Here is a 14,336-nt window from a genome sequence, read left to right as displayed (position 1 = left end):
GAGTGGAATCTTTTGCCTCGCCCGAAGAAAAACACACAAAAATCCGTCGCTTCGACCATTCGAATCATCGGCGGTCAATGGCGTGGCCGCAAATTGCCAGTGATCGACGCTGACGGCCTGCGCCCGACTGGCGACCGCATCCGCGAAACCCTGTTCAACTGGCTCGCCCCATATACCGCTGGCGCGCGCTGCTTAGACCTGTTCGCCGGCACCGGTGCGCTGGGTTTAGAAGCGGCTTCGCGCGGTGCCGCGGAAGTTCAATTTGCCGAGTACAATACCCGCGCGGTACAGCAATTGCGGCACAACCTGTCCAGCCTAAACTGCGATAATGCGCAGGTATACGCTGGAGACGGCGTCGAGTGGTTGCGAACCAAGCCCCCAGAGCCATTCGATATTATCTTTCTCGACCCGCCCTTTGCCGAGAATTTGTGGCACCCAGCCTCTATAGCACTGAGCCAAGGTTGGCTGCAAACCGATGCACTCGTCTACATAGAGTGCCCCAAAAACCAGCAACTTCAGTTGCCTCTCAATTGGCAGCAACACAAGGAAAAAACCGCTGGTGCCGTGCGCTACGGGCTCTTCCAGATAACCGCCGAACAGCCTTAACAAGTCCTGCATTGCCCGTCAGCACACACCCACCGGCTTAGGCAAACGAGACTTTTTTGGTGTTGCTGGATTATTCCGTTAAAATGCGCGCACTTGGGAGCGAACCCTCCTGTTATTTCTCTCTTTCTCCTCCCAATCACGGATAGCCCATACATGAAGATGAAGCGTGTTGTTTACCCTGGCACTTTCGACCCGATTACCAATGGCCACATCGATTTGGTACAACGGGCATCTAAGCTATTCGATACCGTCATTATCGCGGTCGCCTCCAGTAATCGTAAAAACCCGCTGTTTTCGATTGAGGAACGCGTAGAGCTGGCTAAAGTCTGCTTGAAAGACATTAAGAATATTGAAGTCTGCGGTTTCAATTGCCTGCTGAAAGACTTAGTTGAAGAAAAAGAAGCCTATGGCGTAGTGCGTGGTTTGCGCGCCGTATCGGACTTTGAGTACGAATTTCAGCTCGCCAACATGAACCGCGCGCTCGCCCCCTCGATGGAAAGCCTGTTTTTGACGCCGGCCGAACACCTCTCCTATATTTCGTCGTCACTCGTTAAAGAAATTGCATCACTCGGCGGCGATGTAAGCAAATTTGTTCCCACCTTAGTTCGCGATGCCTTGAGCGAAAAATATCGTTCCCTCGGGACTACCCAGCTCTAGGCTTATGGATTTACGCGCGGCTCAGTGAGCTAGACTGTGCCGCGCCCAATTGCTACAAAGTCAATCGCAACGCTTATAGTTCCAACGATTGAATTCTCCTCCTCGTAAAACCAAATCGCATAAAAACCCCGCCCCCTCATCAGTTCTAACAACTAGACTTAATCATGGCTACTCTCGCGCTCAACATTGCGCCGGAAGACGCTGTAAAGGAATTTAAGGCTCTAGCCAAATCAACTGATGTGACGCCGCGTGAATCTACTCGCTATAGAAAATGGAGAAATCGAACAGGGGTTGGACCGCCGCAACCTGACGATTTTGCGCAAGCGATTTTTAAGTATTAACCAACAGCGACTCACCAGGATGCGCGATGCGCTAAGTGACCGCCAGAAGTTGTTCTTGGATACGCTAGCACTGCTATTTCATACCAACCACCCGATGATGCCGGGATTTTGTTCTCGCGTTACGCCCTGCCGCCTAGCTAATTACAAGCCAGAAAAAGCCGACATACAGCTCGGCCGGATGATCGCTCGCAGCTTTACTCTGCCACATGAAAGCGGCGGTGACTGCGATATTTATGGCATTTATGTTATGGGCAGTGTCGGCACTATCGCCCAGAGTGAAAGTAGTGATTTAGATATTTGGCTTTGCCATCGCCCCGGCCTAACGCCGACCCAGCTGATCAACTTAAACAAAAAATGCACATTAATTTCCGCGTGGGCGATGGAAATCCGTTTGGAAGTACATTTTTTCCTCATGGATTCCGAGGCTTTTAAGCACGGTAAGCTGGATGCGCTAAACGAGGAGTCTAGCGGCAGTGCCCAACGCCTTCTGTTGCTTGACGAGTTTTACCGTACCGCAATCTATATGGGCGGTCGTATGCCGCTCTGGTGGTTTATTCCAAAGGCATCGGAAGACAATTACAAACGCTATGCCGAGGTGTTGCTACACAAACGTTTTATCCGCGATGACAGCGTTCTGGATTTTGGCGGCATCGCCACCCTGCCCGACGGCGAGTTTGTCGGTGCCGCTATTTGGCAACTGTATAAAGCTATCGAGTCGCCCTATAAGTCGGTGTTGAAATTGCTCTTGCTAGAAGCCTACGCACATCAACATCCGAAAATCCGACCGCTATCGCTGAGCTATAAAAAATTGGTCTACAAGGGCCGCGTCGACATCAATGAACTCGACAGCTACCTGATGGTGTACCGACACATCGAACAGTACCTTATCGAAAAACAACAACACAAACGTCTCGAGCTTGCACGCCGCTGTTTTTATTTCAAAGTAAACAAGCCCCTCTCACTACCACCCAAAGGGCGACAAAAGTCTTGGCAGCGCGAACTGTTAGAAGACCTAACCGCTGCTTGGGGCTGGTCTGACCAATATCTGGCCAGCCTCGATAAGCGCGCTCAGTGGAAGGCGCCAAGGGTGGCGGAAGAGCGCGGACTTTTGGTCGCAGAGCTAAACAATAGTTATCACTTTTTACAGCGCTTCGCGACGGAAACCGGCGCTGTGCGCGCGATTTCCAATGAAGAGATTACGATTTTAGGGCGCAAGCTACAGGCGGCATTCGAGCGCCGGCCGGGCAAGCTTGAGTGGATAAACCCTGGCATTTCCGACGATATCGGTGAACCCATTGTTTCACTTTCTGAAGTCTACGATGAAAGCTCTAATACCCTTGTGTGGACCTCGTTTGCACATACTCTTAACGACCCTAATGGCAACACGGGAATCGCTATAAAATCTTCCGCAAACTTAGTCGAGCTGGTGTTGTGGAGCTATTTCAATCAGGTTATTCAGCTCAGTACTCGGTTTGATTTACAACAATCACCGTCGATTAACCCCGTAGAATTAAACCGTCTACTGCAAGCGCTGCAGCATTGGCTGCCACTACCGTTACCGACTCTAGATCACGATGCGTTTAAACACTCCGCTCGTCCGGTGAGCGCTTTGATTTTAATTAATGCAGGCAAGTCGCCAACCCCCCAATTAGACCAGCAGGGGATGCAGCGCCTTAGCAGCAATGTCGATGCGCTGCGCTATTCTGGATTTGAAGAAAATCTAGTCGCTTCGGTCGACTTAGTCACCCGTAACAGCTGGAACGAGATTAACACCCGTCGCTTCGACCGCGAAACTGCGCTGTTAGATGCACTACAGGAGTTTTTACAGTTATCCTTACCCGGCACTCACCAACAGCCCCCCAAGCTCGAAGTCGCCTGCGTCGGTGCCACTCACGCATCCATAATTGCCACGCGAGTTGAAAGCTGGTTCGCAGAAATCTGTAGCTGTTTCTATGACGGTCGCTACCCGGCCACTACCCGCTACCTCTTCGAGATGGGCGGCAAATACTATAGCCTGCAATTTCGCGGGCCAAGAATGCTAGTGCGGGAACATCGCAATATCGACACACTCATCGGCTATCTCGGTGAAGAACAGCAAACGGTAAGTCCAATTAAAATTGATAGCCGCGCCCTTAAAGATAACGCGCTCCCAGCCATCACCGCAGCGATTTCTGGGAGTGTTGGCGGTCGCGCTTGGTCGGGCGCAATCGACGTGTTTTATCGCCGTTTCGACATCGGCATGGAGCTTTACGTACTCGATGAATTCGGTTCGTTAATTCACACCCAGCATCTCGGCAGCAACCGCTTTTCACCGCTCAAACCACTGCATTATTTTTTGCGCTCGGTGATCAATCGTCACTCGCGCATGAACCAAGAGTTGTTGCAGGACTTCGGTGTTTTTCCTATTCATTTCTACGAATTAAAACACGAACCCCGCAAAGGCTTTAGTTGCCAACAAAGACGTATAGCGAGTGAACTGCAGTCGGACTCAGGGTTTGAGGTAAAAGCGGTGGCCCTGCCCGATGCAAATAACGAGGTTAGCTTCGACTTTTACTGCGATGAGCAAGAGTTTTCATCGGTATCCTTTGGCGAACAACTATTTTTAGTGGTCGGTCAATTTATCATCGCGCAACGTCAGTCGAATGAGAACTACCCGGTCTACATTACCGACCTAGACCTTAGCTTATGTATTAATCAGCTCTCCGAATCCCGCAGCTTACAAATAAGCCACTACCTAAAGCTTAAGCGCCGCTTGGAATTTAAACTGAATCAGGCAATCGGGATACTATTGGCCAAATAGCCGCGCCGGTAAGGCTCACAACAAGTTTCGACACCGCTGATTTTTCAGTTACAGGGTTATCCTGCCCCGCGCTTCCCGCTATACTCGCTTTCTTTTATATGGTTTAAATTACATCGGGCTTGCCGCTGGGGAACTTCATGGGCAGTAGAAAACAAACCCCGCTCTCACTTCATGTTCAAGTGAGTAAAACTTACCGCTTCGGCGCGCCGCTGTTGGTCGCATTAAGTCTGGTCATAGTTTGTCTTACCGGCTGCGGGCAGAAAGGCCCGTTAAAGCTGCCGGCACCAAACTCCGAAGTATCTGTGGAGGACGGCACCACTACCGACGCCACCTCAAGCAACGACGCTACCGCCGCCCCTTAGGCCACGGGTAGGTCGTCTTGCGGTGCTTTGGCAGTATTGTGCAGGCACCTCAACAGCACTAGCTAACCCGATAATGAATAGCTAAACCCTAGATTTCAGCCTCTGCGAAACGCGAGGGCCACTCTTTTTTGGAATTGTTATGTCGCACTTTAGTTACCACAACGGCAGCCTCTATGCGGAAGGTTGCGCTTTAACGACTATCGCCGATCACTACGGCACCCCCTGCTATGTCTATAGCCGCGCAGCGCTAAGCGAGCATTACCGCGCCTATGCCGAGGCGCTGGGCGATCATCCCGGCAAGATCTGCTACGCGGTAAAAGCGAATTCCAATATTGCAGTCTTACAGGTATTAGCCGAACTGGGCGCAGGCTTTGATATTGTCTCCCAAGGAGAATTACAACGTGTGCTCACCGCCGGCGGCAAACCCGAGCGGATTATTTTTTCGGGTGTCGGCAAAACTCGGGATGAAATGCGTTTTGCGCTCAACACCGGTATCGCCTGCTTTAATGTCGAGTCTGCCGCAGAGCTAGAAGCTTTGGCAGAAGTGGCGGCCGATATGGGGCTGGTCGCGCCAGTCTCGCTGCGGGTAAACCCAGACGTTGACGCCAAAACACATCCTTATATTTCTACCGGTCTAAAAGAGAACAAGTTCGGCATAGATATCAAGCAGGCTCCGGACGTCTACCGTCGTGCAGCGGCGCTTGCCAGCGTCAATCCAATTGGGGTCGACTGCCATATCGGCTCACAGCTCACTACGCTGACGCCTTTTATCGACGCGCTCGATCGTATTTTGGGTTTAATAGACGAGCTGGCAAAAAGCGGCATTGAGATACGTCACCTCGATCTCGGCGGTGGCTTGGGCGTAACCTATAACGAAGAAACACCCCCGTCGCCAAGTGAATACCTAAGCGCGGTGAAAGCCAAGCTGGGCACACGCGCTCTCGAGCTAGTGCTCGAGCCCGGTCGCTCGATCGCAGCGAACGCTGGCGTATTGCTTACCGAAGTACTCTATTTGAAGCCTACCGAGCACAAGAATTTTGCCGTGGTCGATGCCGCTATGAACGATAATATTCGTCCATCTCTGTATCAGGCTTGGCAAAAAGTAGTGCCCCTCAAATCCGACCAAAGCGCACCTACCATGGACTGGGACCTGGTTGGTCCGATTTGTGAAACCGGCGATTTTCTTGCGAAAGATCGCCACTTGAGCTTGTCAGCTGGCGATCGCCTCGCCATGCTGTCTAGCGGTGCTTACGGCTTTGTGATGAGCTCTAATTACAACACCCGCGGCCGTGCGGCCGAAGTTATGGTCGACTCCCAGCAGCATTTTCTGGTGCGCGCTCGGGAAACCTTTGCAGATATCATCCAGGGGGAACAACTGCTACCCCAGGGGACTCGCTAATGCGATTGCGATTTACCAAAATGCACGGGCTGGGCAACGACTTTGTTATGGTCGACGCCATCAGCCAGCGCGTGGCCATCACCCCCGAACGCGCTCGGCAACTCGCCGACCGTCATTTCGGCGTTGGCTGCGATCAAGTGCTAGTCGTTGAAGCGCCGCAAAACCCAGACGCCGATTTTAGTTATCGGATTTTTAATCACGATGGTAGCGAAGTCGAAAACTGTGGCAACGGCGCTCGCTGTTTCGCCATCTTTGTACGCCAGCGTCATCTCACCACCAAGACAATTATCAATGCGGAAACTCGCGGCGGCATGCTGCAACTTCACGTGCATCCCGACGATTCCGTTACCGTCGACATGGGTGCTCCACGGCTCACTCCTGCTGAAATCCCTTTTGTCGCGCCGTCTGAAGCCCCTAGCTATCGCTTACAGCTTAATCAGCAAGAACTCGAGATCGGCGCGGTTTCCATGGGCAACCCTCATGCGGTCACCCTCGTCGATAATCTCGACGCCTACCCCGTTGCAGAGGTAGGCGCGGAAGTCGAATGCCACAGCCGTTTCCCGAATCGCGTCAACGCAGGCTTTATGCAAATTATAAACCGCAACCAAATACACCTAAGGGTGTTCGAGCGCGGTGTCGGCGAGACAATCGCCTGTGGCACCGGTGCTTGCGCAGCCATGGTGTCCGGCGTTCAGCGCGGTTTGCTCGATAACCAAGTCAGTGTAAACCTGCCAGGCGGGCAGTTGCAGATCGAATGGGACGGCCCCGGAAAGCCTGTTAAGATGACTGGGCCCGCCACCACTGTGTTCCACGGACAGATAAAAATATGAGTGAATCGTCGATCCACCAAAATAAAGATAAGTTGAACGAGCAGCAGGTAACCGAGTATTTAAAAAAGCACCCGGCCTTTTTTGAGCAACACCTAGAACTGCTTACGGAAATGGACCTGCCCCATCAAAGCGGCTCGGCGATTTCCTTGGTAGAGCGGCAGGTTGCGGTACTGCGCGAGCGCAATATGGATATGCGTCACCGTCTCAGTAGCTTGCTAGACAACGCCCGCGATAACGACCGCCTGTTCGACAAAACTAAACGCTTGGTGCTCTCTCTACTTGAGTGTAACGACCTTGGTGACCTAGTCGACGCGCTTTATTACAGCTTCGACAAAGAATTTAATATTCATTACACACGTTTAATTTTGTTCGGCAATAATGCCACCCCTAGCAGCGCCGCGCGCGTTGTATCGATTAACGATGCTCGAGATCATATTGGCAAACGCCTTAAGTCGACCAAAAGCGTGAGTGGCGGCATCGACATAAAAGAGTGCGAATATTTATTCGACGACGACTCACACAACATTGGCAGCGCGGCTTTAGCGGTATTGCAGTACGGTAGCCCTTTAGGTGTATTAGTAATCGGCAATCAAGACCCAGCCTACTACCGCTCGAGTATGGGCACACTCTTTTTAGGTTATATTGCTGAGGTGCTTAACCGCTTGTTACCTCGCCACCTAAACGATCGTTAACATTTCGCTAGTCGCTAGAACCAGAACAATCATACAAAAAAGCCGAGGTATAAAACCTCGGCTTTTTTGTATCGCGTTAACGTCAGCAAACACTGTTTAAATCGGCTGGCCACCGTAATTAGATTCCGGTTTTTTCGGGGGGTCTGCCACAACATTTGCAGCAATGTGGTTAATCTTGCCACCCCGCGCTAAAAACGCATCCACTTCCGCTTGCAATCTTCGACGCTCGGCATCTTTAGCCGTTACAGAATCTGGAATTACCTCCTCTTTACTCGACGCTTGAACGCCGTCATCACTATCACTCGAATCGCTATCGTCATCGAGTAAATCTGTATCATCTGTATCAGTATGTTTCACGCTTTAAGCCCTCACTACAATTTTCTCAGTAGTTACATAACCGTGGTTCGACAACAGGAGTAATCTCCTAGCTTGTCATCTACGCCCCGCTGTTAACTCGGCGCGCACCGGAAAATATCAGTGCTTGCGTCGAGCGCTAAAACACCTCGACCAACACACTGTAATTGAACGTAATTTATAGTCTAAAGCCGTGTATAAGTCATGATCTGAAAATGATTTTTTTTAGTTTTTTTTGTTCTAGTAATTTCCCCGTAAATTAAATTTTGGTTATTTCCAGAGGTAACGCAGAACAAACCACTGTAAAATCATTCACTTAGCAGGTTAAGTGTTTATATAGGTTGGCCAAAACAGAGAACGGGGAGAGGGAGTAAATATAGGGGGGCGGAACATGCGAAGAGGGCTAGCGCTGCCTTCAATGACAGCGCCGACAATTAATAAGAGCGTTTAAACCGCGTCTGGGCCAGTCTCGCCAGTGCGAATACGAATCACATCTTCGCATGGAGTAATAAATATTTTACCATCGCCAATTTTACCGGTTTGCGCCGACTTGGTAATTACCTCGACCGCCTGATCGACCAAATCATCACCCAAAACTAATTCCAGCTTAACCTTGGGTAGAAAATCGATCACATACTCTGCACCACGATAGAGCTCGGTATGGCCCTTCTGACGACCAAAACCTTTTACCTCGGTAACAGTCATCCCTTGAACACCGATCTCGGACAAGGCGTTGCGAACGTCATCAAGTTTAAACGGCTTGATTACAGCAGTGATTAGTTTCATAGAATTATCCTTAGTGCACCAAATGTTGTCATTATCGTTATAGATAAGCTGTGCTGAACGGGACCTTGCAACCCTTGCATAGCTTACAGCGGGCTAACCAGCGCCCATAGCAAGCCCAATTTACACGATAGCTAGGTTGGGGGGAAGGGTAAAAAGGGCGCAAAAAAAAGCGGCGCTCTTGTGGGTTCCCCCCTTTGAGCGCCGCTTTTTTACTATTTCTCTCTTTGTTAGCTTTTTGCTACTTCATCGATGACCTTACCCACCTTGAGTAAGGTCATCGAGCAAAGCGACTACTTACCGCCAGTAAACTCAGGGTAAGCTTCCATTCCGCATTCAGAGATATCGACACCGTCGAATTCTTCTTCTTCGCTAACACGCACACCGATAACGGCTTTGATAATAACCCAAGTAATCAAGCTAGCAACAAATACCCATACGAAGATAGTCGCTGCGCCGATCAACTGGCCGCTGAAGCTAGAGCCATCATTGGTTACAGGTACCAATAACAAACCAAGCAGACCAACAACACCGTGCACAGAGATCGCGCCTACAGGGTCATCGATTTTTGCTTTATCTAGCGCGAGGATGCTGAACACAACCAACACACCGCCAAGACCACCAAACAGAGTTGCCTGTAAAGCAGATGGTGTCGACGGCTCGGCAGTAATAGCAACCAAACCCGCTAGCGCACCGTTTAATGCCATGGTTAAGTCTGCTTTACCGAATAAGATGCGTGCAACAATAAGTGCAGCAACCAGACCACCGGCAGCAGCAGCGTTTGTGTTCATAAACACAACAGCAACTGAGTTAGCACTTTCAACGCTAGCGGTCGCCAATACAGAACCACCGTTAAAGCCGAACCAACCCATCCAAAGGATAAAGGCACCAAGGGTCGCCAAAGGTAAGTTTGAACCTGGGATTGCGTTCACTTCACCGTTTGGACCGTACTTGCCCTTACGAGCACCAAGTACCAATACACCCGCTAATGCAGCACCAGCACCCGCCATGTGAACGATACCGGAACCAGCAAAGTCAGAGAAGCCAAGGTCGCCCAAGGTGTACATACCAAATACCGCGTTGCCACCCCAAGTCCAGCTACCTTCCATTGGGTAGATAAAACCAGTCATTACAACAGCGAAAGCCAAGAATGCCCACAACTTCATGCGCTCAGCAACTGCACCCGAAACGATAGACATAGCGGTTGCTACGAATACCACTTGGAAGAAGAAGTCGGCCGACGGAGCGTAGGTCGCAGGTTCGTCTGCACCGGCAACACCGTCCGCAGCAATACCTGTTAAGAAGTAGTCACCGCCATACATAATGGCGTAACCGCATACGAAATACATAATGCAAGCAATTGCGTACAGCGCAACGTTTTTAGTTAGGATTTCGGTGGTGTTTTTAGCGCGAACTAGGCCGGATTCGAGCATTGCGAAACCAGCGGCCATCCACATTACAAGTGCACCGCATACCAAGAAGTAAAAGGTATCTAATGCGTATTGCAATTCAAAAATTGAGTTTTCCATAAGGATTCTCCGGAACTTAGAATTCTTTTACGTCAGGTTAAAGTGCTTCTTCGCCGGACTCTCCGGTGCGAATGCGAATAACCTGTTCAAGTGAGGAAACAAAGATTTTTCCATCACCAATTTTTCCGCTGTGAGCAGCTTTGCTAATGGCTTCTACAACGGAGTCCAGCTGATCGTCAGCAACCGCAACTTCGAGTTTGGTTTTCGGCAGAAAATCAACAACATATTCTGCGCCGCGATAAAGTTCGGTATGACCTTTTTGGCGACCAAAACCTTTTACTTCGGTAACGGTAATACCTTGTACACCAATTTCCGAAAGTGCTTCACGCACGGCATCCAGCTTAAAAGGCTTGATAACGGCAGTAATTAGTTTCATTTGCACTGCTCCTTACATTATTTGCAGTTTTTGCTTAAAGCATTAATAACAAAGGCGATTAAGTGTTAACAAAATCGCCTTTGTTTGGTCGGTCTTACTCGCCTAAAGGCAAGCTGTAGGACACAACGAAGTTGGTGTCGTCATCGTAACCACCGTCTACGTCGTCAACTACTTGGCTGATAGTAAAGCTCAGGTTGTCGTTGTAGGCGTAAGACAAATCAAGGTGCATCATGTCATCTTCGTGAACACCAAGTGCAACACCGAACGCACCAAAGCTAGCGCTAGCGTTTATGTAGTAGTAATCTTCCAAATCCTGAAGGCCGTGGTAATAGCTAATGCTAACGGGGCCGTAGCCTACCGATACAACAGCTTCCATCAAATCGCCTATGTCATTAGAAGCTTCTACACCAACGGAGTTACCCGCAGTTGGGTATTGGTAAGACCAAACACTAACGTCGTAACTGAAATCACCAGCTTCACCACCGTAACCAAGGTACAAATCGTATTCAGTACCACCGGTTGTATCACCAGAGCTACCCCAGATACCGGTGTAGAATCCGCTTTCGCTGTAGCTCAAGTCACCCGATACCGCTGGCGTACCTTCACCTGCACCTAGATCAATACCGCGCCACAAGTAAGAGCTTGCAACACCAACTGAACCAGATACTTCTGCGTTAGCAACAGGAGCAACGGCAGCCAAAGCTATAGTTGAAGCGGCAACAGCGCTTGCTAATAATTTTTGTGAAGTTTTCATAATGCTTCCTCCGGAAATTTTACTTTTTAAGTTTTGGTAAATATTAGAGCTTGATCTTCTGTCAAAGCGAACGAGCTTGACGTAGATTTAGCACTAAACGCGCCAACTTTTATTTTTCGTTAAATTACAAAAACTTAGAGTATTTCCAGAAGATTTTGATCTTTTTTACGGCACAGGCGCGCACCAATATGGGTCGTGCGCATTAATCCTGCACACTACAAACGCATTCAATTGGTGCGGGTGCTTTTAGGCGGAGGTTGAATTAAATAGATGGGGGCGTTTGGCGTCTCAGTCTTCCGCTGAGTCCTGAATTAAGGCGTCATCTGTCGGTAACAAATAGCCGTCTTTAAAGGGTAAATAACGGCGTGCATCCGCGCAGTAGGCCTGTATTTGCGGGCGCTCTTCGGCAACAAAAGACGCCACGGCTTGCTGTAATTGCGGGTGTACCAAATGGTGCCATGAATCGGTAAGCACCGATGTGAATCCGCGCTGTATCTTATGCTCTCCTTGCGCGCCGGGGTCAAAACGCTGCAGTCCCTGAGCAATGGCATACTCGATCCCTTGGTAGTAACAGGTCTCGAAATGGAGGCCATCGACCTCGTCCATAGCACCCCAGTAGCGTCCGTATAACGTTGTGCTGTCGCGAAAATAAAGTGCCGCTGCAAAGATAGGTGCCACGAGTTCATCGCGGTGAGCCGTTGCTACCGCCACCTGATCGGGGAATACTCGCGCCAAACCCATAAAAAAATCACGAGTGAGGTATCCGCGACTGCCGCTACGCTTTATATAGGTGCGCTGGTAGAGCAAATAAAAGGCCTCCCAGTCGGACTCACTCAGCTCTTTGGCGCTGCGAATTTGTAATTCAAACCCCTGCGCTTTAACCTTGCTGCGCTCGCGTTTTAAGCTCTTGCGCTTGCGGGAATTAAAGCCGGCTAGAAAGTCGTCAAAGTCTTTGAAGTTTTGATTAAACCAATGAAATTGGCACCCCTGACGCCGGGCCAGTCGCATTCCGGCAAGCCGTTGCGCCGATTTTGCATCTGTGAACAAGCTATGGAACCCCGAACAGCCGCGCTCCTGTATTTGGCTATGCAGCGCTTGCCCAAGACAATCTAACACCGCGGCCTGCTCTGCCTCACCAAGATCGGCTAGCATCGCTAAGCGCGGCCCTGTGGCGGGTGTAAAGGGGATAGCGTTAAGGAGTTTAGGGTAGTAGTCGTAGCCGGCGCGCTGATAGGCGTCGGCCCAGCTCCAGTCGAACACGTATTCGCCGTAGGAGTGGTATTTTTCGTAGAGCGGCATTAACGCCACAACTCGATCAGCAGCGCGAATAGCGAGATGGCAGGGCTTCCAACCCGTTGCCGCCGTGGTCGCCGCTGAGCGCTCCAACAGCTCAAGAAAAGCATGCTGCACAAAAGGGTAATCGCTCGCCCAAACCGCATCCCATTCCGCTGAGTCAATCTGAGTTACGGAATCGAGGAACTGCACCTGCAACTTCATTGGTTGAACGCCCCGCGGCAATCTAGATTGTGGTTAATTTTTGGAACGGATAGCCGCTATTCAACCACAACGCGCTGTCGCGGGAAATGACAACTGAAGGTACTGCCTTTACCAAGCTTGCTTTCGATATCCAGTTCCGCATTGTGGCGCCACAAAATATGTTTGACGATCGCCAAGCCAAGGCCAGTGCCACCGGTCTCGCTAGAACGCCCCTTATCGACACGGTAGAAGCGCTCCGTAAGACGCGGCAGGTGTTTCGGGTCTATACCTTCGCCACTATCCTTAACTGCAACCACAAGTTCGTGCTCATCACCGCTGACTTCAATATCGATACGTCGAGTCGCTGGGGTATAGTTCACCGCATTAAAGACTAGATTAGCGATCGCGCTGCGCAGTTCCTGCTCATTGCCGTAAAGCGCGACCTGCTCATCGCAATTCAAGCTTAGTTGGTGTTGTCTGTCGCCACTCAGGGCAACAGCATCACGCACAATACCTTGCAACATCGGGTGCAACTGTACGGGAATATCATCATTTTCGGTGTCTTCAGTTTCCAAGCGAGAGAGCATCAACAAGTCGTTGATCAAAGCGTTCATCCGCTTCGCCTGCTGCTGCATTTCGCTCATCGGCCGCAACCAAGCTTTTGGTGCCCCACCAATATCGGTTAGGGTTTCCAAATAGCCACACAGAACGGTAAGCGGGGTTCGCAATTCGTGGGAGACGTTAGCAACGAAGTCTTTGCGCATCCGCTCGAGACGGGAAACATGGGTAACATCCCGAGCGATGACTAAACGATCGCCTGCGCCAAAGGGATGGATATGAAATTCAAGGCAGGTAGCATCACTCTGGCTACTGTTCATTTCCAACGGCTCATCGTATTGGCCGCTATCGTAATAACTCACAAATACCGGCTGACGAATATAGTTGGTTAACTTGTGGCCTCGGTCGCGCGCCTCCAAGGCAAACTGCCACTCGGCGGCTTTGTTCCACCACTCAATGTTGCCGCGCTTATCGACAATAATCACGCTGTCGGGCAGCGCCGTGGTCATCTCTTGCACTCTGGCAACCACATCCTGCAAACGCACCTTATCTTTTTCATAGCGCTTACTGAGCAGGATGACATCCTCGGCCATCTCGCCCCAAACACCGGAAAAGTCATGGGGTTTAGGGCCGCGATGGCGCGCACTCTCCATCCAAGCCGCCAACTGATGCAAGCGAAAGAATAACCACGCTATATACACCAGAGCCGCATAGAGTAAGGTCGCTAGAACAGCGTCTAAGGCGGCGCCCAAAAGCATGGCACCAAACAGGTAAAGCAATAACCACCGGATTTCGGAGGCTATACCGCGTCGAAACATG

14 protein-coding genes are annotated in these 14,336 nt (G+C 50.5%); 7 read left to right on the top strand and 7 right to left on the bottom strand.

Annotated elements, in window-relative coordinates; all coding sequences use genetic code 11:
- The first annotated feature begins 12 nt into the window (after window positions 1-12).
- The 7 genes from rsmD (at window position 13) to IDZ20_RS00375 (ending at window position 7,687) form a co-directional block, all read left to right on the top strand.
- Window positions 13-606 carry a 16S rRNA (guanine(966)-N(2))-methyltransferase RsmD gene (gene rsmD / locus IDZ20_RS00405; protein ID WP_223144881.1) on the top strand — a complete coding sequence of 198 codons (594 nt, stop codon included), beginning with the start codon at window positions 13-15 and terminating at the stop codon, window positions 604-606.
- A gap of 159 nt (window positions 607-765) precedes the next feature.
- On the top strand, window positions 766-1,263 hold the full coding sequence (gene coaD / locus IDZ20_RS00400; protein WP_188149510.1) for a pantetheine-phosphate adenylyltransferase: 498 nt from the start codon (window positions 766-768) through the stop codon (window positions 1,261-1,263).
- 249 nt (window positions 1,264-1,512) lie between these two features.
- Complete coding sequence (locus tag IDZ20_RS00395) at window positions 1,513-4,404, top strand: class I adenylate cyclase (RefSeq protein ID WP_188149443.1); 2,892 nt, start codon at window positions 1,513-1,515, stop codon at window positions 4,402-4,404.
- 137 nt (window positions 4,405-4,541) lie between these two features.
- Window positions 4,542-4,766 carry an LPS translocon maturation chaperone LptM gene (gene lptM / locus IDZ20_RS00390; protein WP_223144879.1) on the top strand — a complete coding sequence of 75 codons (225 nt, stop codon included), beginning with the start codon at window positions 4,542-4,544 and terminating at the stop codon, window positions 4,764-4,766.
- Window positions 4,767-4,905: 139 nt separating this feature from the next.
- Window positions 4,906-6,165: a diaminopimelate decarboxylase gene (lysA, locus tag IDZ20_RS00385; protein WP_188149442.1), complete on the top strand. Its 1,260-nt coding sequence runs from the start codon at window positions 4,906-4,908 to the stop codon at window positions 6,163-6,165.
- Window positions 6,165-6,995, top strand: a complete 831-nt coding sequence (gene dapF / locus IDZ20_RS00380) for a diaminopimelate epimerase (protein ID WP_188149441.1) — start codon at window positions 6,165-6,167, stop codon at window positions 6,993-6,995. The genes lysA and dapF overlap by 1 nt, the downstream gene beginning before the upstream one ends.
- The gene (locus IDZ20_RS00375) at window positions 6,992-7,687 is read left to right on the top strand and encodes a DUF484 family protein (protein WP_188149440.1); all 696 of its coding nucleotides are present in this window, start codon (window positions 6,992-6,994) and stop codon (window positions 7,685-7,687) included. The genes dapF and IDZ20_RS00375 overlap by 4 nt, the downstream gene beginning before the upstream one ends.
- A 96-nt stretch (window positions 7,688-7,783) precedes the next feature.
- Here IDZ20_RS00375 and IDZ20_RS00370 read toward each other — a convergent pair whose 3' ends face one another.
- The 7 genes from IDZ20_RS00370 to phoR all read right to left on the bottom strand — a co-directional run bounded on the left by IDZ20_RS00370 (window position 7,784) and on the right by phoR (window position 14,335).
- Window positions 7,784-8,044: a hypothetical protein gene (locus IDZ20_RS00370; protein WP_188149439.1), complete on the bottom strand. Its 261-nt coding sequence runs from the start codon at window positions 8,042-8,044 to the stop codon at window positions 7,784-7,786.
- 444 nt (window positions 8,045-8,488) lie between these two features.
- Window positions 8,489-8,827 (bottom strand): P-II family nitrogen regulator, encoded by a 339-nt coding sequence (locus tag IDZ20_RS00365; RefSeq protein WP_188149438.1) that lies wholly within the window; start codon window positions 8,825-8,827, stop codon window positions 8,489-8,491.
- A 290-nt stretch (window positions 8,828-9,117) separates the two neighbouring features.
- Window positions 9,118-10,353, bottom strand: coding sequence for an ammonium transporter (locus IDZ20_RS00360; RefSeq protein WP_188149437.1), 1,236 nt, complete (start codon window positions 10,351-10,353; stop codon window positions 9,118-9,120).
- A gap of 37 nt (window positions 10,354-10,390) precedes the next feature.
- Window positions 10,391-10,729: a P-II family nitrogen regulator gene (gene glnK, locus IDZ20_RS00355; protein WP_121467126.1), complete on the bottom strand. Its 339-nt coding sequence runs from the start codon at window positions 10,727-10,729 to the stop codon at window positions 10,391-10,393.
- 94 nt (window positions 10,730-10,823) lie between these two features.
- Window positions 10,824-11,483, bottom strand: a complete 660-nt coding sequence (locus IDZ20_RS00350) for a TorF family putative porin (RefSeq protein WP_188149436.1) — start codon at window positions 11,481-11,483, stop codon at window positions 10,824-10,826.
- 288 nt (window positions 11,484-11,771) lie between these two features.
- Window positions 11,772-12,980, bottom strand: a complete 1,209-nt coding sequence (locus IDZ20_RS00345) for a GNAT family N-acetyltransferase (RefSeq protein WP_188149435.1) — start codon at window positions 12,978-12,980, stop codon at window positions 11,772-11,774.
- 56 nt (window positions 12,981-13,036) lie between these two features.
- Window positions 13,037-14,335, bottom strand: a complete 1,299-nt coding sequence (gene phoR, locus IDZ20_RS00340) for a phosphate regulon sensor histidine kinase PhoR (protein ID WP_188149434.1) — start codon at window positions 14,333-14,335, stop codon at window positions 13,037-13,039.
- Window position 14,336: the final 1 nt, after the last annotated feature.

This window comes from Teredinibacter waterburyi (assembly GCF_001922985.1).
Classification (GTDB): domain Bacteria; phylum Pseudomonadota; class Gammaproteobacteria; order Pseudomonadales; family Cellvibrionaceae; genus Teredinibacter; species Teredinibacter waterburyi.
Note: the sequence above shows the minus strand (reverse complement) of the source record. Positions and strands in the feature narration are given on the sequence as shown.

Excerpts from the sequence above, each read along its gene's own strand:
- coaD (WP_188149510.1), top strand. The coding sequence starts at position 766 with ATGAAGCGTGTTGTTTACCCTGGCACTTTCGACCCGATTACCAATGGC.
- lptM (WP_223144879.1), top strand. The coding sequence starts at position 4,542 with ATGGGCAGTAGAAAACAAACCCCGCTCTCACTTCATGTTCAAGTGAGT.
- lysA (WP_188149442.1), top strand. The coding sequence starts at position 4,906 with ATGTCGCACTTTAGTTACCACAACGGCAGCCTCTATGCGGAAGGTTGC.
- dapF (WP_188149441.1), top strand. The coding sequence starts at position 6,165 with ATGCGATTGCGATTTACCAAAATGCACGGGCTGGGCAACGACTTTGTT.
- IDZ20_RS00375 (WP_188149440.1), top strand. The coding sequence starts at position 6,992 with ATGAGTGAATCGTCGATCCACCAAAATAAAGATAAGTTGAACGAGCAG.
- IDZ20_RS00365 (WP_188149438.1), bottom strand. The coding sequence starts at position 8,827 with ATGAAACTAATCACTGCTGTAATCAAGCCGTTTAAACTTGATGACGTT.
- IDZ20_RS00360 (WP_188149437.1), bottom strand. The coding sequence starts at position 10,353 with ATGGAAAACTCAATTTTTGAATTGCAATACGCATTAGATACCTTTTAC.
- glnK (WP_121467126.1), bottom strand. The coding sequence starts at position 10,729 with ATGAAACTAATTACTGCCGTTATCAAGCCTTTTAAGCTGGATGCCGTG.
- IDZ20_RS00350 (WP_188149436.1), bottom strand. The coding sequence starts at position 11,483 with ATGAAAACTTCACAAAAATTATTAGCAAGCGCTGTTGCCGCTTCAACT.
- IDZ20_RS00345 (WP_188149435.1), bottom strand. The coding sequence starts at position 12,980 with ATGAAGTTGCAGGTGCAGTTCCTCGATTCCGTAACTCAGATTGACTCA.
- phoR (WP_188149434.1), bottom strand. The coding sequence starts at position 14,335 with ATGTTTCGACGCGGTATAGCCTCCGAAATCCGGTGGTTATTGCTTTAC.